Below are 20,687 nucleotides of genomic sequence, written 5' to 3' on the forward strand. Positions count from 1 at the left end.
TATCGGCTTTGCTGTGCCCGACGGTCGCACTCCTAGAAAACGATTTTAACAAAATCGGGACGATCCATTTTCTTCCTCTCGTCTGTGAAGTTAATCTAAAATCTAAAATCTAAAATCTAAAATTGACCAAAAATTTGTTGATGGTACCCGCCACGTAATTTATCCGTGGAATCAATCCAAAATCTCAAATCTAAAATCCTCACGCCCCCGAATTTATCCGTGGAATCAATCCAAAATCTAAAATCTAAAATCTAAAATCTAAAATCTAAAATCGAATGACTGTTCCGAAATTCTGCACTATGATCGACATTCCTCAACTGATTGCTCGAGAACTTTCCATTAATCTGTCTCAAGTCAATAATGCTCTGGAACTTTTCGCCGAGGGAGCAACTATTCCGTTTATTGCCCGCTACCGCAAAGAACGCACGGATTTGCTGAATGAAATTCAGTTGCGGGATATCTCCGATCGCTTCACATATTTGACGGAAATTGAAGAGCGGAAAAAGTCGATTTTAGATACGATTAGCTCTCAGGGGAAACTCACTGAAGAACTGCAAGCAAAAATCGAATCGTGTTTGCAAAAAAACGAACTAGAAGACCTGTATCTGCCTTACAAACCAAAGCGGCGGACGCGAGCGACAATTGCTAGGGAAAAAGGTTTGGAACCGCTGGCAAATTTTATCCAATGTCTGAATTTACCGACGGCTAAACCAGCAGATTTTGAGGCGGAGGCAGCTAAATACATTTCGGAAGAAAAGGGAGTGAAAACAGCAGAAGAAGCTCTCAAAGGTGCTGCGGATATTTTGGCGGAAGCGGTTTCGGAAAAAGCTGAATTGCGGGCTTACTTGCGAGAGTTTTTGATGAAAACGGGAGTTTTTGTCTCGAAAATTAAAGAGGATTTCCCGGAAGGAAGCACTAAATTTGAAATGTACCGCAATTACCAAGTTGCAGCGAGAAGCGTTCAGTCGCACAATATGTTAGCGCTGTTTCGCGGGGAAACGGAAGGGGTTTTAGATTTGGAACTGGGCTTTGATGAATCCGCAGTGATGGCTTATTTGGAATCTCAGGAAATTAGAACTAGGATACCGGAAGTTAAAGAGTTTTATCAATCGACTTTGAAGGATGCCTTCAACCGACTGATGAAGACTTCGTTAATTACAGAAGTACGATCGCACAATAAAGCCGCCGCCGATATCGAGTCGATCGCCACTTTTGAAACCAACCTCCGCGAGTTGCTGCTGTCGGCGCCGGCGGGAATGAAACCCACATTGGCGATCGATCCGGGATTTCGCACGGGCTGCAAAGTTTCCGCCCTAGATGAAACCGGGCAATTTTTAGAATATCAAGCAATTTTTCCGCACCAAGCTGCAGCTCAGCGACAGCAAGCTGGTAAAATTGTCAAGCATTTAATTGAAAAATATAAAATTGAATTAATCGCGATCGGTAACGGTACAGCTTCCCGGGAAACAGACGAATTTGTTTCGGAAGTTTTGGCCGAAATGGAAAGAAAACCGATTAAAGTCATGGTGAATGAATCCGGTGCATCGATTTATTCAGCAAGCGAGGTGGCGATCGCCGAATTTCCCGATCTCGACATCACCGTCCGCGGCGCAGTCAGCATCGGACGGCGCTTGCAGGACCCCCTCGCCGAACTCGTGAAAATCGACCCGAAATCAATAGGAGTCGGTCAATACCAGCACGACGTTGACCAAAAACTGCTCAAAAAGAAACTCGACGAAACAGTCGAAAGCTGCGTTAATTATGTCGGAGTTGACTTAAACACAGCCTCCAAAGAACTGCTGACATTTGTGTCGGGAATGACGGCAACAGTTGCCAAAAATATCGTCAATTACCGCAACGAAAACGGCGCATTTAAAAATCGCCGCCAACTCCTGAAAGTTCCCAAACTCGGGCCAAAAGCTTTTGAACAAGCAGCGGGATTTCTCCGCATTCGCGGCGGCGAAAACCCCCTAGACAATACAGCAGTTCATCCCGAAAGTTATCCTGTAGTGCAGGCGATCGCCAAGGATTTAGACTTGCCGCTGACAGAAATAACACAAATATCGGAAAAAATCAAGACTGTAAACATCAAGAAATATGTCACAGAAAAAGTCGGAGAACCCACACTCCGAGACATTATTTCCGAACTAGAAAAACCGGGCAGAGACCCGCGCGCCGAGTTTAAATATGCCACTTTCCAAGCAGGAATCAAAGAAATCTCCGATTTGCAAGTTGGGATGGAATTAGAAGGCATAATCACAAATGTAGCTAACTTTGGAGCCTTTGTTGATGTGGGAGTGCACCAAGATGGTTTGGTTCACATTTCTCAATTAGCCGATCGATTCGTGGAAGATCCGAAACAGATTGTTAAAGTCGGACAAGTTGTGAAAGTGCGGGTTTTGGAGGTGAATGAGAAGTTAAAGCGGGTTAGTTTGACGATGAAGCTGCAAGAAAAACCGCAACCGCAAAATGGCAATAGCGCGAGGCTTCCGGCCCCGCGCCGACGTTGAAACTTTGGGGGAAAGCTGAAAAAGGGCGATCGCGTCCCGCCCCGCAAGCTACGGCTATAATTATGTAATCCTCACCAACCTCAAAATTATATGGTTGCAAGTAAAAGCGACACCTACGTCTCTCCTGAAGATTATTTAGCAGCCGAGAAAGTCAGCCCCATCAAACACGAGTACAGGCAAGGTGAAATCTATGCAAAAGCAGGGGAAAGCAAACCTCATGTCATTATTACGGGAAATGTGTTTGCACTGTTGAGAAATCATCTTCGCGGAAGTGGCTGCATAACTTATATGGCAGATATGAAAGTTCGGATTGAGGCATCAAATTTCTATTACTATCCCGATGTCGCGGTGACTTGTGATGAACGGGACAGAAATGCTGCTGAAGATTTCATTCGCTACCCGCGCTTAATTGTGGAAGTTTTATCGCCGACTACAGCGGCTTTTGACAGAGGGGATAAATTTGCTGATTACCGTACTTCTGAAAGTTTGCAAGAGTATGTATTAATCAATCAAGAAAGAGTTAGTGTAGAGTGTTTTCGCCGGAATGCAGAGGGTTTATGGGTGCTTTATCCTTACAGTCAAGGGCAAGAGGTTCAGTTTACTAGCGTTAATTTTAGCTGTGCGATCGAGACATTGTATGAAGATGCGATCGGGATTGGTTGATTTTAATTACTCCTGAATCACTGGAAGAATTCGTAATTATATAGCAATCCTAAATTATTGGTGAATTTCTTACTCCCTCCCCTTGGTAAGGGGAGGGTTGGGGTGGGGTAAAAAATTTACGACTCCTGCAAGGATTGCTAGATATTGATATGATTGACCGCGAAGAGGCTAAGGACACGAAGGAAGAGAAAAGAAGAACAAGCTGGTAATTGTTATTTTTTCTTGCTAGCTTTCCAAGTGCCGCCGTAGAAGTAAAAAGGATTGTTTTTACTTACCGATTCCCAACATTTAAGACACAAAAAAAACCACTGCCCCGACTCGTCATACCGGGCGCGGTAGAGAGTTGGGGCAGATTGGGAACAGCGATCGCAAAATTTGATTCTGATTGCCCTGGCCATTGTTACTCAGTTTCAAAAGTCAGTTTCAAACAATAACGGACTCTTGAGGGCGGGCGAATATCATGCGGCCTGCGCTGGTTTGCAGGGCGCTGGTGACTACGACTCGGGCTTCGCCGCCGACATAGCTGCTTCCTGCTTCTACGACAACCATTGTGCCGTCATCCAAGTAACCGATTCCCTGAGAGGGTTCTTTGCCTTCTTTGCGGATTTTTAGTTCGATCGTATCTCCCGGCAAATAAGTCGGGCGCACCGCATGAGTCAAATCGTTGATATTCAAAACCGGCAGTTTTTGGACGGTAGCTACTTTCGATAAGTTGTAATCGTTGGTGAGCAAAATGCCGTCGATATCCAAGGCGAAGCGGACTAATTTAGCATCCACTGTGGCAATATCTTCGTAATCAGCCGAGTGAATTTGAATCCGTTCGGGATATGTTTCTTTGATGCGGTTGAGTACATCTAAGCCGCGGCGCCCGCGCACTCGCTTTTGGTCGTTGGCGGAATCAGCTATCAGTTGCAGTTCTTGGAGCACGAATTGCGGGATAATAATTTGACCTTCGAGGAAACCTGTTTCTAGCAGGTTTTCAATCCTGCCGTCAATAATGCAGCTAGTATCGACAACTTTGGCAGAGGCTGGTTTGAAAGTTCCTTCGGCTACCAACACCGTGTCTAAGCTTTTGGGGTTGATCAGGCGCAAGAAAGCCCGGCCGTGAGTGTCGGTCAAACTGACGCCTGTGAAGCCGAACATGACGCTACCCAAGACTGCGACTAGAGGTTTGATGAAGCCGAACTCTCGGGGAATTGGCAGCAGGAATAGCGGAGCCAGCATTAAGTTTGCTACTAGCAGTCCGATGATTAAGCCGATCGCCCGCGTCAGCAGCATCTCCACCGGCATATCGCGGACTTGTTTTTCCACCCGGCGGTAGGTGGTTTGAGCCACTAATCCGAGTACGAACCCGATTAATGCTCCAAAGGAGCCTAGTACAGAACTTAAACCTTGTATATTTGTAACTTGCTCGAGCAGATTGCTCGGCAGGAGTTCGACTCCGTAATAGCCGATGCCTGCACCTGCGACTATGAATGAGATAATTATGATTGCGTCTAGCATTAGTTCTAGGTTAATGAATTTATTCACATTATATCTTTCCAGTGCTGATACTTGTTTTCATGCTTTGGTCGGATATCGCCCTATTTACTCAGGGATTTTCATAAACTTATATTTCGCGGTTGTACCCTTTAGGGGATCTGCCAGGGAGTCGATCGGCATTTACCACGCCCCGCCGAAAGCAGGCACTAGGTGCGAATAAACCGCCCTGCGAGCTGTTCGGGAATTTGGGCAGATCGAAATCGGTACGAGGTTAAATTAAAAGAGCCGTAGCACGGGCGAGGGCGGGACGCCATCGTTCGCAGCGCTTTTTTGGTAAGAAAATGTCATAATATACATAATTATTCATGATGGTTTAATTAAAACTTTAGATTTGAAGTTGCGCTTTCGGCGTCAGATGTAATGAACCCTCCCACAGATTATTTAACATTTGAATTAAAAAAAAGTGTGCAAGTGGCAAATTCCGGCATTCCGAGTTCGGCTTACCTGCACATACCTTTTTGTCGCCGCCGCTGTTACTACTGCGATTTTCCGGTTTTTGTGGTGGGCGATCGCAAAAATGGCGAGAATTCCGGCACCATAGTCCAATACGTTGCCGTACTGTGTCAAGAAATTCAAGAAACTAAAAATTTAGGCGCATCTCTGAAAACAGTTTTTTTTGGTGGCGGCACGCCTTCGCTGCTTTCTGTCAGTCAGTTGAGCAATATTTTAGAGACTCTCGACGGCAAATTTGGGATTGCTGCTGAGGCGGAAATTTCTATAGAAATCGACCCGGGTACGTTTACTTTAGAACAGTTGCGGGGATATGCAGCGGCGGGAGTAAATCGAGTGAGTTTGGGAGTGCAAGCTTTTCAGGATGAATTGCTGCAAGCTTGCGGCCGATCGCACTCTGTCGCTGATATTTTTGAAGCTGTGGAAATAGTGCGATCGGCTGGTATTGTCAATTTCAGTTTAGACCTAATTTCGGGACTGCCGCACCAAACTTTAGAACAGTGGGAAGCTTCCCTGAAATCGGCGGTGGAAATTTCCCCGACTCACCTGTCGAGTTACGACTTAATTGTTGAGCAGGGAACTGCTTTCGGGCGCTACTTTGAAGCAGGCGCGCAGCCGCTACCAGCAGATGACACCGCTGCTGGAATGTACCGTTTGGCGCGGGAAATTCTGACGGGGGCTGGCTACGAACATTACGAAATTTCTAATTACGCTCGCGATGGCTATCAGTGCCGCCACAACCGCGTTTATTGGGAAAATCGCCCTTATTACGGTTTGGGAATGGGGGCGGCGAGTTACGTGGAAGGTCTGAGGCTAACAAGGCCTCGGAAAACTCAAGAATATTATCAGTGGGTGCGATCGATCTCTGACCTCAATTCCCCTGCTACCCCAAAACTTGGAGGGGAAACCCAGCCGGATATTTACCCAGCAATTGAGCAAAATTTTCAAGTCTCAGAAAATGACGTTTTGTTAGAAACCCTGATGCTAGGCTTGCGTTTAGCAGAAGGAGTTAGCCTGTCGGCGCTGACTGAAAAGTTTACTCAACAAACGGTTGATAAAATTTGGCGTTGTTTGCAGCCCTACTGGAGACAAGGATGGGTGGAAATTATGAGGGAGGATAGGGCGAGCGCAACTTTAGGCGAGGGAGCAAAACTGCCGCTTTCCGGCAATTTGAGGTTGAGCGATCCCGAAGGTTTTTTATTTTCTAACACAATTTTAGCCGATTTGTTTAGCAAGTTAAGCGAGGATAATTAGCTCTGTCTGAAGAAGTATACCCCCTGGCAAGCGCGATCGAGCCTAAAGCCGGGACCGCCAATACGACGGAAAGGAAATTCAATTGCTCCCTACCTCGATCATCTCAAAAATAATATATTTTCTATCGATCCCTAAACAAAACTTAAAGGGGAACTAAGCCTTGAGATAGACGCCACGACTGCACTCCAGCCGTCATACTTAAGACTGAACATTTAAAAAGTAATTTAATGAACACTTTAACTATCGAGCGCAACCAAACCGAAAACCAGCCCTGCCTTGTAATTAGCGAGCGCGTTTGCAATCCGGCTTCCAAATGTAATTTTTGCGGTCACTACCAACAGGCAACAGGTTCAGTCGGTCACTGTCAATTGTTGAACGCACCTGTGAGGGGAGGGTGGAAATCTTGCACTTTAGCAATGCCGGCTTTTGCACCTTCTTGGGAATACGTGGAAGGCGCTGATGTTTCCCGGCGAAATTTATGAATTAACCCAAACAATGTAAAAAAAAATGTGTTTTAACTGGTAATATGGTATATTAAGTTTAGGCTTTTCGCCGATCGCTCGCACAATTGCACAAACAAGTTAAAAAAATGAATTTGACACTAAATCAGGTAATTTCCGAAGGTCATACGCGCATTTTGTGTTGGTATCTTAATAATACTGGCAAAGTGCAAATCGCTCGCATTACAAATATTCCTAATTGGTATTTTGAGCGGACAGTGTTTCCGGGAGAACGTTTTTTGTTTGAAGCGTTGCCGGAAGCTCAGTTAGAAGTTTGCAGGAGTGCGGAGACGGGTGCTATTGTGTGCGAGCGAATTTTGTGCGATCGGCTGCGAGTTGAAGAATTAAGCACGGCTGATTGAAGATAATTCCTTAGAGTGACCAACGAGAGGTAGAAACCCGGTTTTTTTTTCAGAAACCGGGTTTCTCTGTATGATTATAAAAGCTCCGTTCGCGAGCGCACTCGCGACATCAAAAACCCCGTTTCTTTCTATACTTCTGGTTCCTCGTCGGAAAATTCGTAGAAACCTGGTTTATAACCCTCATGCGTCAGCCCTGAAACTGTCGCAAATGTTAATCTAAGCTAAATTATAAAATATCAACCACTGTTTAATATTAAAACCCGATGTCCCTCACCGAACAAATCCTCTCCCAAGTGCCAGGAGACGCCCTCGGAGGCCTGAGAAAAGTCGATCGACTCTGGGAAAACCTCAAACAAAACACCGCACCAGCGCCCCAAGCAGTCAAACACAGCCAACAACCCCTCAAAAACCTCGACTTCGACATAGTTATCGGCGGCGGAACCCTAGGAATATTAATCGGTACAGCCTTAGCCGTGCGGGGTTGGCGAGTAGCCTTGCTCGAACGCGGCACCCTGCGAGGCCGCGACCAAGAATGGAACATTTCGCGCAAAGAATTAGACGCATTCTTAGAACTAAACTTACTATCTGTTGAAGAGATAGAAAAAGCCATAGCCACCGAATATAACCCAGCCCGCATCAGCTTTGCCAACACCCCCGACATCTGGGTGCGCGACGTACTCAACATCGGAATAGACCCAGTTTACCTCCTAGAAACCTTGAAACAGCGATTTCTCCAAGCTGGAGGAAAGCTATTTGAAAATACACCATTTAAAACAGCAACCATTCACCCGGATGGAGTCTTGGTAGAATCGGCAAATACCGATACACAACCTGCTACAAATTTATTTAAAACCAGATTATTATTAGACGCAATGGGACATTTTTCCCCCATTGTCCGCCAAGCAAGACAAGGAAAAAAACCCGACGCCGTATGTTTAGTAGTCGGCAGTTGCGCTCGAGGATACCCCAAAAACGACACTGGCGATATATTTGCATCCTTCACCCCAATGCAAAATCAGTGTCAATATTTTTGGGAAGCATTTCCAGCCAGAGACGGCCGCACCACCTACTTATTTACCTACATAGACGCCGACACAGAAAGATTCAGTCTAGAAACATTATTTGAAGAGTATTTGCGCTTGCTTCCCCAATATCAAAACGTCGAACTCGAACAGTTAAAATTCCAAAGAGCACTCTACGGATTCTTCCCCTGCTATCGCCAAAGTCCTCTAAAAACGCCTTGGAATCGCATACTCCCAGTCGGAGACAGCAGCGGTAGCCAATCTCCCCTCAGCTTCGGCGGTTTCGGGGCAATGGTGCGCCACCTGAAACGCTTGACTCTAGGAATTGACGAAGCTTTGACAAGCGACAGTCTCGACAAAAATTCCCTCGCACTTTTGCAGCCTTACCAGCCGAATCTATCAGTTACCTGGTTGTTTCAACGTTCGATGAGTGCTGCAATGAATCAAAAAATAGACCCCAATCAAATCAATCAACTTTTGGCAGCAGTATTTCAGGTAATGGAAGAGTTGGGAGAACCGGTACTCAAACCGTTTCTTCAGGATATCGTGCTGTTTCCGGCTTTGTCAAAAACCTTGTTTAAAACAGCAATTAGCCATCCCGGATTAGTTATGAAAATTATCCCGCAGGTTGGAATAGCTAATTTGCTAGATTGGATGGTTCATTATGTAAATTTAGGAATTTATACGGGGTTGCAGCCTTTGGGGAAAGCCGTAGAACCGCAGGTGAAAAATTTAGCACCGGAACAGCAATACTATTTTCACCGATTAGTTGAAGCGTGGCAATACGGCGCTGGAGGCGATTATTGATTAATTAACTGTGGCACGGGCATCTTGCCCGTGGCGAATACATGAACAGGCTTTCGGGGCTGTTCCACAACACAAGATAATTTATAGATTAATTAATTGTGGCACGGGCATCTTGCCCGTGGCGAATACATGAACAGGCTTTCGGGGCTGTTCCACAACACAAGATAATTTATAGATTAATTAATTGTGGCACGGGCATCTTGCTTGTGGCACGGGCATCTTGCCCGTGGCGAATATATGAACAGGCTTTCCGGCCTGTTCCACAACATAATTATATAAATCATGAGTTATGAAGGAGCTATAACTGCTAAAGCTTGGGGAATCACTCGGAATTTTGCAGGCGTGTGAGTTGTGATTTCACCGTCGGTATTAATCGGACGGCGTTTGCTAGTATTAACCTCAAATTCTTGAGCGTACAAGGCGCGAACGTTAGGCCAACTGGTATGATTTCCTTGCCTCATGGCCGGCAGCAAAGCAATGATTTCCCACCAGTTTTTTGTTTCCAAACTGTACAAATCCAGTCGCCTGTCGTCGATTGTGGCATCCTCGGCAACTGTCATGCCACCTCCGTAATAGCGGCCGTTGCCAATGGCAATTTGAATAGTTTTAACATTAAAAGATTGGTTTTTTATCTTAATTTCTGCTCGGAACGGTCGCGCTGACAAAATTGTCTGCAAAGCAGTAAAAGCATAAGCTAACACTCCCCAGCGCTGCTTCACTTTTTTAGTCAGTCGCTGGGTAATTTCCACGCTCAATCCCAAACTCGCAACATTAAAAAAATGCTTGCCGTTAACCCAACCCAAGTCTATTAGCCGAACTTTACCGCTGGCAATTACTTGACAAGCTGCCGATAAAGCTGTAGGAATTTTCAGAGTGCGGGCTAGGTCGTTAGCAGTTCCCATCGGCAAAATACCCAAGGGTAACTTGGTGTCTATCAAACCTTCTATGGCGGCGTTGAGAGTGCCGTCGCCACCCCCAATTATTACTAATTCGACTCGATTTTGGTAGCGGCGAATAGTGTCGGAAATTTCGCGGGCGTGGTCGGTAGATTCTACCATTAACTCAAAACCCAGTGCTTCTAATTCTACAGTGGCTTGAGATAATAGCTTTTGCCCTTTTCGGGAGTGCTGGTTTACTAAAAGTAGAGCTTTCTTCATTTGTTGATTTTTAATGAGGAATATTGCATATTTTATATTACAAAAAGTATAGCTTGATGCCTTAACTTCATGAAATTAATGCTTTACTTCTATTTTACCAGTTATGATGGATTGACAAAAATGTTAAAAAATGGATAATTGTAGCAAAAGATTCGTAAAAAGTAGCTCCCTCCCGCTCTGACCTAGCAGCAAAAAACCTCAAAAAACCTCGCTTCTCGATCGAACTTAATTTAAAATCATGTATAATTTTTTACAAAAAGCGCAAGTCGCTGCCGATCGCCAAAACTGGCCCTTGTTAGTTGAATGCTTGCAGCAAGTGACAGCCGACGGTAGCAAGCCGCAGGAACAAGACATTTTAGAGCAAGCTGTCAGTTTAGCAATACAAGCCTTGGAATGGGGCGATTTTCAAGACCGCTGGGAAATTGCTAAAGTATTGCCCAATCTGGGAAATGGCGCGATCGCACCTTTAATTGCCGTGCTCGAAGACGAAGACGCAGACACGGAACCCCGGTGGTTCGCCGCCCGCATTCTCGGAAAGTTCGTGAAGCGAAGCTATCCCGTAGGGAATCGCCCGGAAGTGATTCAAGCTTTAGTAGAATTGGTCAAAAATTCCGACGAAGAATTGAGCCAAATCGCTGCCGAAACCCTAGGGAATTTCGGCCCGACAGCCATAGAATCCCTCGCAACTCTCCTACTCCAAGAAGACTCGCGACAGTTTGCCACAGCAGCACTCGCCCAAATTCGGCGCACCGAAACCATAGCACCGCTGTTAAGCGTAGTCGGAGACTCTCAAGTTGCGGTGCGGGCGCACGCAATCGAGGCCCTGAGCAGCTTTCACGATTCCCGCATCCCGCCGGTACTGGTAGCAGCACTCAAAGATCCGGCAACAGCAGTCAGAAAAGAAGCCGTGCGAGCTCTCGGTGTGCGCGCCTATTTAGATGCAGAATTCGATTTAGTTAACTTGCTCAAACCTTTGCTTTCGGACATTCGATTAGAAGTTTGTCAGCAAGCGGCGATCGCGATCGGGCGAGTGAAAACCGATGCTGCAGCGGCTGCTTTATTTGAATTGCTGCGATCGCCCACAACTCCGGTTGAATTGCAAATCGAAACTGTGCGCGCCCTAAGCTGGATGGAAACTGCAACCGCTTTAGCATATTTACATCAGACATTGATAACCGAATTTATTAACATAAATTCTACTGTTTATCAAGAGATAATCACTGTTTTAGGGCGAGTAGAAAAGCCGGAATTAAAAGCTGCTGCTGCTGAAATTATGATTGATTTGTTGAAAACCGATCATCCTGCCGTGCAGGAGGCAGTTAGCAAAAAATCTTTAGCTTTAGGTTTAGGAAAATTAGGAGATATGAGAGGGCTAGATGCTCTGATTTCAATGTTGGGCGACGCAGACAGCAGCGTCAGGCTACACTGCATGGCAGCGCTCAAACAGCTAGGTGCTGCCGAGGTCAGGCAGAAATTAGAAAACTTAGTGAAACAAGAGAGTCTCGAACCAAGATTGAAACAAGGAATTGCGATCGCCCTGCAAGAATGGCAATAAAATTAATCAAAAGATAGAATACCCAAATCCCCTACTTCTTGAAAAATTTAGGGATATAATAATAGCGCTCGCATCTTTCTTCTTCCTGACCGAGACAATTTTAGATTTTAGATTTTGGATTTTAGATTAAAATCTAAATCTAGAATCTAAAATAAAGGTTTCAAGCCTCTCCGTTCACGGAGAATCAAATAAAAAAATCAATTTTCAAGCCTCTTCTTTACAAGGAGAGGTTAATCCAAAATCGTAAATCTAAAATCTAAAATCGAGTGGCCTCCGTTACATCCGTTAGAGAATCTGTTGCCGAACTTTCTTCGGCTATATCATCGATTTTCTTTGTGAATTTGGGCGATCGCACTTGTCACCCGATCTAAATCTTCATCAGTTAAATTAGAGCCAGAAGGCAAACAAAGCCCGTACTCAAACAACTCTTGGGCCACGGCACCGCCCATACATTCGCAATCAGCAAATACTGGTTGTAAGTGTAAAGGTTTCCAAACCGGACGCGCTTCTATTTTCTCTCGAGCAAGTCCTAGGCGAACTTGTTCTCTATCTGCACCGAAAGAGGCTGGATCGATCGTCAAACAAGTCAGCCAGCGAGTAGCTTTGCCAAAAGCAGCTTCCGGCATAAATTCAATTCCCGGCAAGTTTCCTAAAGCTTGTTTGTAAAAGTCAAAATTGCGCCGTCTCGCTTCAACTCGCTCTTCCAAAACCCGTAGTTGACCGCGACCAATTCCAGCCAAAACATTGCTGAGACGATAATTGTAGCCAATTTCTGAATGTTGGTAATGAGGAGCGGGGTCCCGGGCTTGTGTTGCCAAAAAACGAGCTTTTTCTACCAGTTTTTGGTCATCGGAAACTAACATTCCGCCGCCGGAAGTGGTGATAATTTTATTGCCGTTGAATGAGAAAATGCCTATTTTACCAAAGGTTCCAGGCGATCTATTTTTGTAGCTAGCCCCTAGAGATTCGGCCGCATCTTCTATTAGCGGAATTTCATAAGCATTGCAAGCTTCCAGAATTGGGTCGATATCGCAACTTTGACCGTAGAGGTGTACGATAACAACAGCTTTGGGTAATTTACCAATTTTTGCTCGTTTCTCAAGCGCTTCTCGGAACAAGTCGGGGTTGAGATTCCAAGAAGTGCGATCGCTATCGATAAAAACTGGTTTGGCGCCAAGATAAGTAATCGGGCTAGCAGTTGCAATAAAAGTTAGAGTCGAGCAAAAAACTTCATCTCCCGAAGCCACACCAATTAATTGTAAAGCCAAATGCAAAGCTGCGGTTCCGGAACTAACAGCCGCTGCGTGTTTAGCGCCAACTACTTGGCAGAATTCTTGCTCGAAAGCGTCTACATGGGGACCAACAGGAGCGATCCAGTTAGTATCAAAGGCTTCTTTGACGAACTCCTGTTCGAGAGAACCCATGTGAGGTGTTGATAGGAGGATTTGTTTGAGCATGACTTCTAACCAGGCTTATTTACTACGAGCTTGCTGTTATGGTAAAGCACGATAGGCAGGGAAAAACCCTGAATTGAGCAGTGTTGCAGAATCCGTCTCCAAAGCGCTTGCTTGCAACTCAACTAAGTGATGGTATTTCTCTACATTTGTAATTAATCGGAATGTTAAGAAAGTATAAATTTGTTTAGAAAACCCAGCTTTAAAATTGTATACACCATCTTTAGCGCCCCCATATCCACCTCCCAGGTGCACAAATTTATTACCGCGTTCTTTGGCCCAAAATCGGACATAATTAAATAGTAACTTGTCAGGAGATTGTTTTAAAAACTTATTTTTTGTCCCGCTCAAATAAGATTGAACTATTCCAGAACACTCAGTAAATAAGCAAGCACACATCACCTCATCATCAAACTTAACAATGCCTAAATGTATATGCTCTTTTAAATTATCTAACCAAGAGGAAAAAAAATTCCGGTCAAAATAATATAACTGTTTAGCATTTACACGCTCCATTGTTTGATTGTAGCAGTCAAAAAATTCATCAAAATAATCTTCAAATGGAACCATACTTGCTATCAATCCAGACCGTTTATGTCGATTAATATCTTTACGATGATCTGACCTAGTTTGCGACCATATTTCTTCAATAGAAAGACTTATATCGACTCCAACAGTATGTCCAGAGACTTTACAGATATCAGATGAATAAATTTCATTTAATCCTTGATTCAAAATCGGATGCATCCGCAGAAAAGCAGAGCATACATTTCTTTCCCGCAACTTAGATATAAACTCGGACATCGCAGACTGTAAAAACTCTGGTGTCATGGCTGCTGATTCGCTCAACAGAATTCCCGGATAGCCATAAGGCGACACTACATCACAAACTTCTTGGGTTGTTTCGTTCTTAACTAACTTTTCACACTGGCGGAGTAAATAGGGTAAAAAAAACACTTTTTCACCATCATCTATCACAATAGCCTCTGCCGTCGCATTAATTCTTTTTGCCTCTAAATTAACATATTCAGGCAAATGATAAATATCATGGTGTAGTTTTTGTAAAATTTCCCGCCATAAAGGGTTTAACAAATTAATGATTTGAACGTTCATGTAATAATTTTGTCCTGTTACTTATGAAATTTGACTAAATATTTAATGGTACATGACTTTGGGTGAACTTAGAGACTTTTTCTGCCAGGCGCTCCATATCGTTGTAGGAATAACGATGGTCGGTTGGGATTGTCAGCAGGCGATGGGATAAATCTAATGCTTGGTAATCGTTGCCGAATAATTGATTTGCTGGTTGCGACCAATGAACAGGAGCAAAAATATTGTTGCCTATCAAAAAGCGACGTAGTTCTTGTCTAATTTGGTGGTTTTTGCAGAGGATAATACTATTAAAGGGAACATAATTTGTAGACCAATTTGTAAAAAGAGGTTGGTAACTTTGAGGTTTTTCTTTTAAGATCATATCTACAAAATCTCTGGTATTGGTTTCTCGCTGTTGTCTCATTGCGGAAATATTTAAACTTCCCAGAATATTTTTTGTCAGGGTGGAAACAGACCGATCCCCATCATTACTTAGATCTTCCTCGCTTTCTGTTTGTAGGGTTCGATAGCTATCTTTGGAAATATCCGCACCCATCAAATAGGCTCGCTTTAGCAACATGGCAGTGAGTTTTTTTGCGGCGGCGGATGATTCTGATTTAGAAGGTCGAGGCAGTTCCATTTTCTGCCCCGACCAAATCATTGCTCCGTCGGGAATTGGTAGTGTTTTGCGTAAAGATGCGATCGCGTAGTGAGCGGTAGTTTGTCGTGCCCAAAGGGAGAACGGATCGTGGCTGTGGTCTTCAATCAAGACAATATGTTGATTTTGAGTCAGCCAATCTTGCCAAGCTTTCCCTTCCCGCACGCCAAACAAATTAACTGCCAACACCAAATCACCTGGTAAGGGGTGAAGGGTATTAAAATCAGGGAGTGGTTCGGTGGGCAAATCGCGATACCAACACAGCTCAAAAAATTTACTGATTTTGGCGGCAACTTCCATGCAGTAATATGTCGGTAAATGCAGCCTTAATCGACGTTCGCTATCCCCTTTCAAAAAACGCTCTATAGCCAATAAAATGCCAGTAGCAGTGGAAAATAGTTCGTAGGTTTCGGGGAATAATTTTTCCGATGATGATGGTGTCAGGGCATCATCCGACCAATGAAATTCTGAGCCGACTTCCCATCTAGCAATCATTGATTTGAAGTCCTTATTGATTACCTTTAAACTCTTCACCCGTAGCCTGGCCTTCTTGACTAATTTCTTTTTGTCGTAAGACTTTCCATACTGTTAGGAAAAGTATTTTTAAATCTAATAACAGGCTCCAATTATCGACATACCAAACATCCAGCCTGAATTTTTCGGGCCAGTTTCCATCTAGAAGTCGGCGACCATTTACCTGGGCCCAACCGGTGATTCCGGGCATAACATCGTGGCGGCGTGCTTGTTCCGGACTGTAGCGTTCTAGATATTGCACTAATAGGGGGCGAGGGCCAACAAAGCTCATTTCGCCTTTAAGAACGTTCCACAGTTGGGGAAGTTCGTCAAGACTTGTTTTACGCATAAATTGCCCGAGCGCTGTCAGGCGTTCATTATCGGGGAGAAGATTGCCATCAGCGTCGCGATCGCTCGTCATGGTGCGAAACTTGTAGAATTGGAAAACCTCGCCGTTTTTGCCCGGCCGCAGTTGGCTAAAGACAATTGGGCTACCCATGCGGATGTAAATGGCGATCGCAACTATTAATATTACGGGAGAGAACACCAAAAGGGCGATCGCTGCACATAATCTATCTAATACCCGCTTAACCAATTGGCTGACTTTGTTGGGATTTACTCGTTGATTAAGTTGCGATATTTGTGAGTTTGATTTGATCGGTAGTAATTCGTAAATACTCATGATTGTACACCTCAACAGCAATTTACTGTACTTCCCTGAGTCTTGCACAATCCGGGTTTATACGGTAATCACTTCTGTTAGCTTTACAGAAAATTTAAATAACTTCGGTGCTTTATGAAGCTTTTGTGAACCTCTGGTTGGGGCGATCGCTTACTTTTACAGCAATAGTCCGGACTGTTTTTAGATCTAGCGTCTGAAACCATTGATTTTCCGTTGGTAGCAAACTTGCCTTGGAGCCTTGAAACCCTTATTCTACGGTTGGCAATCAAAAACTGTCCGAAGTATTGTTACAGAAACTTTAAAATTTGGGCGTTGCATATTTGCGGGACGATTTTGAATTTTATCAAAGCTGAAAACCCTTATTTTTTTGGGATAAATCTGGGGGCCAAACCACAAGATTCATCCCAAAATTATGCAAGTCCTAGCTTCTGCTAGGGCGTTGTTGCTAATAGACTCCAAATATAGATATTCAGGCAAATGATAGATATCGTGGCGAAGTTTTTTCAGAGTCTCTAACCACAAAGAGTCCGATCAACCAATTACTTGAATATTTAGGGCTTGCTGAATAAGTTAAGAAAAATCGCGTAGGCGTAGCCAGCCGTAGGCATCTCACTTAATGGGTGATTCAAGCTCGACGAAACATAATTTTTGGTTTTCTATAACTTACCCAGTTATAGCTTTTGATAATGGTTGACCCGTAAGCAGGTGTGATTTTCGGTTTTTGACATAAAAACACACAAAAAACCCGTCTTAACCAGGTAGAAAGGTTGATTACTAAAAAAGTAATAGCAATGGCTGTCTGTGAAGTATTATCAAGTTTTGCCATCACCCGATTCAAGCTGAATCTTCGTTTTCGCAAGTCCCAAATTTGCCCTCAATAGAGTTCCGAATTCTCTCATCTTCTAAAGCTTGTTTCTTTGTTTCTTTGCTGACATTTGCTGGGGGTCTTCCTAAAGGGGGACCACTAATTCTAATTCCTCTTTCTTTACACCAGGATCGATTTTCTCTCGTTCGATAAATGCGATCTGCATGGACTGATTCTGGGTAGTATCCTGTGTAATTCTTAAATGCTTCAAATGAGTGCTTTTAAGTCTCCTGATTCGTTAAAATTATCCCAACTTATCCTGTCTAAAAATACATATCCTTCACTGCAACTCGCTGACAGTTTGGCTCCAAACTCTACGGGTTTCCCTGCTTTTCCTCTGACAATGGGACGGATGTGCGGTTGGCTTAAACTTACTATTCTGTCCGATATAATCTGTTTGTTATTTTCAAATAACCAGAGTTGTTGGCGATAGACTTCGGTGAGGACTAGCAAAGTTTTATACTGCTTTTGGCTCAGACTTTGTAGGGTGGCTCCTGACTCGATTAGTTGTTCAATATGAGCGAGGTTTCTTTTGACATATTGCAGTTGTTTTTTAATTGCTTGGATTTTTTTGTTTCGTTTAGGTCGTCGTTGTTTGGCTAATGCTAAGTAATCTTTTCTTGCTAGTTTTCGGTAGGTTCTGGGTTTTTTCTTTATTTTTACTTTGAGAGAATTATAGAGAATGTCGATGATTTTTTCGGTATGAACTCGGACTCGATTTAATAGTCCTAAGTCGGTTGGATAGCTAATATCTGCTGGGGCACAGGTCGCATCTATGATTAATTTTCCTTGATTGGGTGACTCATTTTTTGCGTCCGAATCCTTTTTTTTTTCAGGCGGCTTTGGGGTGGTTTCCCGTATTTTCTTGACCATTCGTTCGTTCACTTTATTGATTAGATTCACACTAATTCGTTGCCGAAAGTGAACTAATAGTGATGGGTCAAATGGGAGTTCATTACTATAGGTTAATTGACCGATAAAGTATTGCAGGTATGGGTTTTCGCGAATTTGTTCTACTGTTTCGCGATCGCTAATTCCCAGTTTTTCTTTGATAATTAATGCCCCCAATGCCATCCTAAATGACTTGGCGGGTGCGCCCATTTCGGTGGGGAAATTTTCAGCATAATCTGATTCAAATTCCGACCAAGGGATTAGTTCGGCCATTTTTACCCAACGGTTGTCAGCAGACAACCTTCCTCCAAAGGGGAGTTCAAAGTCGGATGGGGGGCTTGGGGCAAGCTCAGCTTTTCGGTACACGAGCGCAAATGGTGATGCACGGGTTTTGAGTCATTATACCTGTTTTTATTGCACCATTACTACCTTTCTTCGTCCGAAAATCCATACACTGTTTACTTGAACCACTTATTCAGCAAGCCCTATTTATTTTCTGATCTGCCAAACAAAAATTTATCTCATGTTCGGTTGAATCGCGAACGGTAGCTGCATCTGTCAAGTAGGTTAAGTAGGCCCTAACCATACAAAGACTGCACCCATTCCCATTCTTGCCTCAATCCTTCCCTCAAAGAAACCTGTGCCTGATATCCCAATATTTTTTGAGCTTTGGATACGTCAGCGCTAGTATCCCGCGCATCTCCTTTGCTCGATTGTAGGTAATTGATGCGAATCGGGCGATCGACAATGTTTTCCATTATGTGAATAACTTCTGCTAAAGCAACTCGACTTCCCCCTCCTATATTGAAAATTTCGCCCACAGCTTCTGGAACTTTAGCAGCAGCTACATTAGCAGCAATGCAATCGCTGATAAACGTGAAGTCTCGGGTTTGCTGTCCGTCTCCGTAAATTGAAATCGCTTCGCCGCGCAAAATTGATTTAAAAAATATGTGGAATGCCATATCGGGACGCTGGCGAGGCCCGTAAACGGTGAAATAGCGCAACATGGTTGCCGGAACGCCGAAATTGTGATAATAAAGCGAACACAAACGTTCAGCGGCTAACTTAGTAATTCCGTAGGGAGAAACTGGTTGAGGGCAGGCAGTTTCACTGGTAGGGAAAGTTTCAGCATTGCCGTACACCGATGATGAAGAAGCTAGTACAAATCTTTTCAGTTGCGGTGCATTTTTTGCTGCTTCTAAAATGACCTGAGTTGCATTGATATTGCGCTCGGTGTAGCTGCGGAAACCTTCTCCCCAACTAGCGCGCACGCCTGCTTGCGCTGCTTGGTGATAAATGACTTCTGTATTAGCTAAGAGCGATCGCCAATCCAAAGATAAAATATTGTCTTCCAGCAGTTGAAAATTTGGATGTTTGGTAAAAAGAGCGAGATTTTTTCTCTTCAATTCTGGATCGTAATAATCGTTGACTTCATCAATTCCGATAACTTTCTCACCTTGCTTTAACAGAGTTTCTACTAAGTGAGAGCCGATAAAACCTGCCGCGCCTGTAACGATATTACTCATTGGTTAATGGTTAATGGTTGATGGTTGATGGTTGATGGTTGATTTCAGCGTACAAAGCCTCGTGTTGCTTCAGGATATTCTGGAGTTCGTAAGCAAGTATGCTTTCCCTACCGCGCTGTGCCATTTCGCGAGCTGCAACCGGGCGATCGAGCACCCAAGCCATAGCCTGAGCCAACCCGTCGATATCTCCTAACTTGACAAGAAGGCCGCAACCTCCTTCAAGCAAGTCGCGAGTGCCACGAATATCTGTGCCGATCGCCGGAATTTCTAGCGACAAAGACTCCATAATACTTCTAGGCAATCCCTCCTGTTCCGAAGCCAGCAGAGTCGCCACAGAAGCTCGCATTAAAGTCGGAACATCTCGGCGGTTTCCGAGAAAATGTACCTGATTTTTCACACCCAAATCCGATGCCATTTGCTGTATTTCCGCCAGCATGGGGCCGTCTCCAGCAAAAGCCAAATCAACATCAGGTCGAGCCAGTTTAGCAAAAGCCTTTAAGACATCCTGGGGGTGCTTGCGGGGAATGAATTCGATCGCGGAGAGAAACAGTTGAGTTTCCCCGTTAAGGCTCATTTCCTGACGCACTTGCTTGACATCAGCTTCAGAAACAGCACTGGGGCTGTAGCGATCGATATCCACTCCAATTCCCGGCATATAGCGGACTCTTTCAGGAGGAAGAATTTTGTAGCGCTTTGCTGCTGATTCATCCTCGCGATTAATTGTGACTAAATAATCAGTCCAAGGCCCAGCCAGTTTTTCCAAATTCATAAAAACAGCATTTTTTAACGGTTTACCTAGAGGATGAAAATGAAAACCGTGAGCCGTGTAAATGACCTGAAATTTTTGCTTCTTTTTCAAATCTTTGAGAGCGTATCTAGCAACAAAAGCAGCGACTGGGGTATGTACGTGAATTATATCATATTGTTCTGTTTTTACCACTTCTCGAATCACTCGCGGAGCAACTAAAAAATTTCTCGTATCTAGAGGATTCCGCGACCATTCTACCTCCCAGACGCGATCGAATGCCTGCAAACATTCAGCATTATCTGAAATTCCGCAAGCCATAGCATCCACTCGCCAACCCAGCTCACGGAAGCGCTCGGCAAAAGGCAGCAAAAAAGCGTGGATAGTTGCTGGAATAGTAGTGATAATTAGAAGACTGTTCATATGAGGAATTTATTTG

Annotated in this window: 16 protein-coding genes and 1 pseudogene; 7 read left to right on the forward strand and 10 right to left on the reverse strand. The window is 44.1% G+C overall.

What is annotated here, in order from left to right:
- Positions 1-299: 299 nt before the first annotated feature.
- Together OSC7112_RS06175 and OSC7112_RS06180 are read left to right on the forward strand one after the other, a co-directional pair.
- Positions 300-2,510, forward strand: a complete 2,211-nt coding sequence (locus OSC7112_RS06175; protein WP_041622396.1) for a Tex family protein — start codon at positions 300-302, stop codon at positions 2,508-2,510.
- 90 nt (positions 2,511-2,600) lie between these two features.
- The gene (locus tag OSC7112_RS06180) at positions 2,601-3,173 is read left to right on the forward strand and encodes a Uma2 family endonuclease (protein ID WP_015175104.1); all 573 of its coding nucleotides are present in this window, start codon (positions 2,601-2,603) and stop codon (positions 3,171-3,173) included.
- A 212-nt stretch (positions 3,174-3,385) separates the two neighbouring features.
- On the opposite strand, the gene OSC7112_RS06185 is transcribed toward OSC7112_RS06180, so the two are convergent.
- Positions 3,386-3,571, reverse strand: a complete 186-nt coding sequence (locus tag OSC7112_RS06185; protein ID WP_015175105.1) for a DUF8622 domain-containing protein — start codon at positions 3,569-3,571, stop codon at positions 3,386-3,388.
- A 25-nt stretch (positions 3,572-3,596) separates the two neighbouring features.
- Positions 3,597-4,676: a PIN/TRAM domain-containing protein gene (locus OSC7112_RS06190; protein ID WP_015175106.1), complete on the reverse strand. Its 1,080-nt coding sequence runs from the start codon at positions 4,674-4,676 to the stop codon at positions 3,597-3,599.
- A gap of 399 nt (positions 4,677-5,075) precedes the next feature.
- Between OSC7112_RS06190 and hemW the strand changes: the two genes are divergently transcribed.
- The 4 genes from hemW to OSC7112_RS06210 all read left to right on the forward strand — a co-directional run bounded on the left by hemW (position 5,076) and on the right by OSC7112_RS06210 (position 9,110).
- Complete coding sequence (gene hemW, locus OSC7112_RS06195; RefSeq protein WP_015175107.1) at positions 5,076-6,419, forward strand: radical SAM family heme chaperone HemW; 1,344 nt, start codon at positions 5,076-5,078, stop codon at positions 6,417-6,419.
- Between the two features lie 227 nt (positions 6,420-6,646).
- Positions 6,647-6,901: a hypothetical protein gene (locus OSC7112_RS06200; protein ID WP_015175108.1), complete on the forward strand. Its 255-nt coding sequence runs from the start codon at positions 6,647-6,649 to the stop codon at positions 6,899-6,901.
- 107 nt (positions 6,902-7,008) lie between these two features.
- Positions 7,009-7,281 (forward strand): DUF1830 domain-containing protein, encoded by a 273-nt coding sequence (locus OSC7112_RS06205; RefSeq protein ID WP_015175109.1) that lies wholly within the window; start codon positions 7,009-7,011, stop codon positions 7,279-7,281.
- A gap of 263 nt (positions 7,282-7,544) precedes the next feature.
- The gene (locus tag OSC7112_RS06210) at positions 7,545-9,110 is read left to right on the forward strand and encodes an FAD-dependent oxidoreductase (protein WP_015175110.1); all 1,566 of its coding nucleotides are present in this window, start codon (positions 7,545-7,547) and stop codon (positions 9,108-9,110) included.
- Between the two features lie 287 nt (positions 9,111-9,397).
- Here the strand turns inward: OSC7112_RS06210 and OSC7112_RS06215 are convergent, their stop codons facing one another.
- Positions 9,398-10,267 carry a lipid kinase gene (locus tag OSC7112_RS06215; protein ID WP_015175111.1) on the reverse strand — a complete coding sequence of 290 codons (870 nt, stop codon included), beginning with the start codon at positions 10,265-10,267 and terminating at the stop codon, positions 9,398-9,400.
- Positions 10,268-10,505: 238 nt separating this feature from the next.
- Between OSC7112_RS06215 and OSC7112_RS06220 the strand changes: the two genes are divergently transcribed.
- A complete protein-coding gene (locus tag OSC7112_RS06220; RefSeq protein ID WP_015175112.1) occupies positions 10,506-11,822 on the forward strand; it encodes a HEAT repeat domain-containing protein in 1,317 nt (438 codons plus the stop codon).
- Between the two features lie 320 nt (positions 11,823-12,142).
- Here the strand turns inward: OSC7112_RS06220 and OSC7112_RS06225 are convergent, their stop codons facing one another.
- The 7 genes and pseudogenes from OSC7112_RS06225 to OSC7112_RS06255 all read right to left on the reverse strand — a co-directional run bounded on the left by OSC7112_RS06225 (position 12,143) and on the right by OSC7112_RS06255 (position 20,671).
- The gene (locus tag OSC7112_RS06225; protein WP_015175113.1) at positions 12,143-13,279 is read right to left on the reverse strand and encodes an aminotransferase class I/II-fold pyridoxal phosphate-dependent enzyme; all 1,137 of its coding nucleotides are present in this window, start codon (positions 13,277-13,279) and stop codon (positions 12,143-12,145) included.
- A 36-nt stretch (positions 13,280-13,315) separates the two neighbouring features.
- Positions 13,316-14,389: a GNAT family N-acetyltransferase gene (locus OSC7112_RS06230; RefSeq protein ID WP_015175114.1), complete on the reverse strand. Its 1,074-nt coding sequence runs from the start codon at positions 14,387-14,389 to the stop codon at positions 13,316-13,318.
- Between the two features lie 34 nt (positions 14,390-14,423).
- Entirely contained in the window at positions 14,424-15,521 is a 1,098-nt protein-coding gene (locus OSC7112_RS06235; RefSeq protein WP_015175115.1) for an aspartate aminotransferase family protein, read from the reverse strand.
- Between the two features lie 13 nt (positions 15,522-15,534).
- Positions 15,535-16,221: a sugar transferase gene (locus tag OSC7112_RS06240; RefSeq protein ID WP_015175116.1), complete on the reverse strand. Its 687-nt coding sequence runs from the start codon at positions 16,219-16,221 to the stop codon at positions 15,535-15,537.
- A gap of 625 nt (positions 16,222-16,846) precedes the next feature.
- A pseudogene (locus tag OSC7112_RS06245) lies at positions 16,847-18,343 on the reverse strand (IS5 family transposase).
- 212 nt (positions 18,344-18,555) lie between these two features.
- Positions 18,556-19,503 carry an NAD-dependent epimerase/dehydratase family protein gene (locus tag OSC7112_RS06250; RefSeq protein ID WP_015175117.1) on the reverse strand — a complete coding sequence of 316 codons (948 nt, stop codon included), beginning with the start codon at positions 19,501-19,503 and terminating at the stop codon, positions 18,556-18,558.
- Positions 19,504-19,513: 10 nt separating this feature from the next.
- Positions 19,514-20,671, reverse strand: a complete 1,158-nt coding sequence (locus OSC7112_RS06255) for a glycosyltransferase (RefSeq protein ID WP_015175118.1) — start codon at positions 20,669-20,671, stop codon at positions 19,514-19,516.
- Positions 20,672-20,687: the final 16 nt, after the last annotated feature.

The sequence above is a fragment of the Oscillatoria nigro-viridis PCC 7112 genome (assembly GCF_000317475.1).
GTDB classification, from domain to species: domain Bacteria; phylum Cyanobacteriota; class Cyanobacteriia; order Cyanobacteriales; family Microcoleaceae; genus Microcoleus; species Microcoleus nigroviridis.

Excerpts from the sequence above, each read along its gene's own strand:
- OSC7112_RS06255 (WP_015175118.1), bottom strand. The coding sequence starts at position 20,671 with ATGAACAGTCTTCTAATTATCACTACTATTCCAGCAACTATCCACGCT.
- hemW (WP_015175107.1), top strand. The coding sequence starts at position 5,076 with ATGAACCCTCCCACAGATTATTTAACATTTGAATTAAAAAAAAGTGTG.
- OSC7112_RS06190 (WP_015175106.1), bottom strand. The coding sequence starts at position 4,676 with ATGCTAGACGCAATCATAATTATCTCATTCATAGTCGCAGGTGCAGGC.
- OSC7112_RS06225 (WP_015175113.1), bottom strand. The coding sequence starts at position 13,279 with ATGCTCAAACAAATCCTCCTATCAACACCTCACATGGGTTCTCTCGAA.
- OSC7112_RS06230 (WP_015175114.1), bottom strand. The coding sequence starts at position 14,389 with ATGAACGTTCAAATCATTAATTTGTTAAACCCTTTATGGCGGGAAATT.
- OSC7112_RS06240 (WP_015175116.1), bottom strand. The coding sequence starts at position 16,221 with ATGAGTATTTACGAATTACTACCGATCAAATCAAACTCACAAATATCG.
- OSC7112_RS06250 (WP_015175117.1), bottom strand. The coding sequence starts at position 19,503 with ATGAGTAATATCGTTACAGGCGCGGCAGGTTTTATCGGCTCTCACTTA.
- OSC7112_RS06185 (WP_015175105.1), bottom strand. The coding sequence starts at position 3,571 with ATGGCCAGGGCAATCAGAATCAAATTTTGCGATCGCTGTTCCCAATCT.
- OSC7112_RS06235 (WP_015175115.1), bottom strand. The coding sequence starts at position 15,521 with ATGATTGCTAGATGGGAAGTCGGCTCAGAATTTCATTGGTCGGATGAT.
- OSC7112_RS06200 (WP_015175108.1), top strand. The coding sequence starts at position 6,647 with ATGAACACTTTAACTATCGAGCGCAACCAAACCGAAAACCAGCCCTGC.
- OSC7112_RS06205 (WP_015175109.1), top strand. The coding sequence starts at position 7,009 with ATGAATTTGACACTAAATCAGGTAATTTCCGAAGGTCATACGCGCATT.
- OSC7112_RS06175 (WP_041622396.1), top strand. The coding sequence starts at position 300 with ATGATCGACATTCCTCAACTGATTGCTCGAGAACTTTCCATTAATCTG.
- OSC7112_RS06215 (WP_015175111.1), bottom strand. The coding sequence starts at position 10,267 with ATGAAGAAAGCTCTACTTTTAGTAAACCAGCACTCCCGAAAAGGGCAA.
- OSC7112_RS06210 (WP_015175110.1), top strand. The coding sequence starts at position 7,545 with ATGTCCCTCACCGAACAAATCCTCTCCCAAGTGCCAGGAGACGCCCTC.
- OSC7112_RS06180 (WP_015175104.1), top strand. The coding sequence starts at position 2,601 with ATGGTTGCAAGTAAAAGCGACACCTACGTCTCTCCTGAAGATTATTTA.
- OSC7112_RS06220 (WP_015175112.1), top strand. The coding sequence starts at position 10,506 with ATGTATAATTTTTTACAAAAAGCGCAAGTCGCTGCCGATCGCCAAAAC.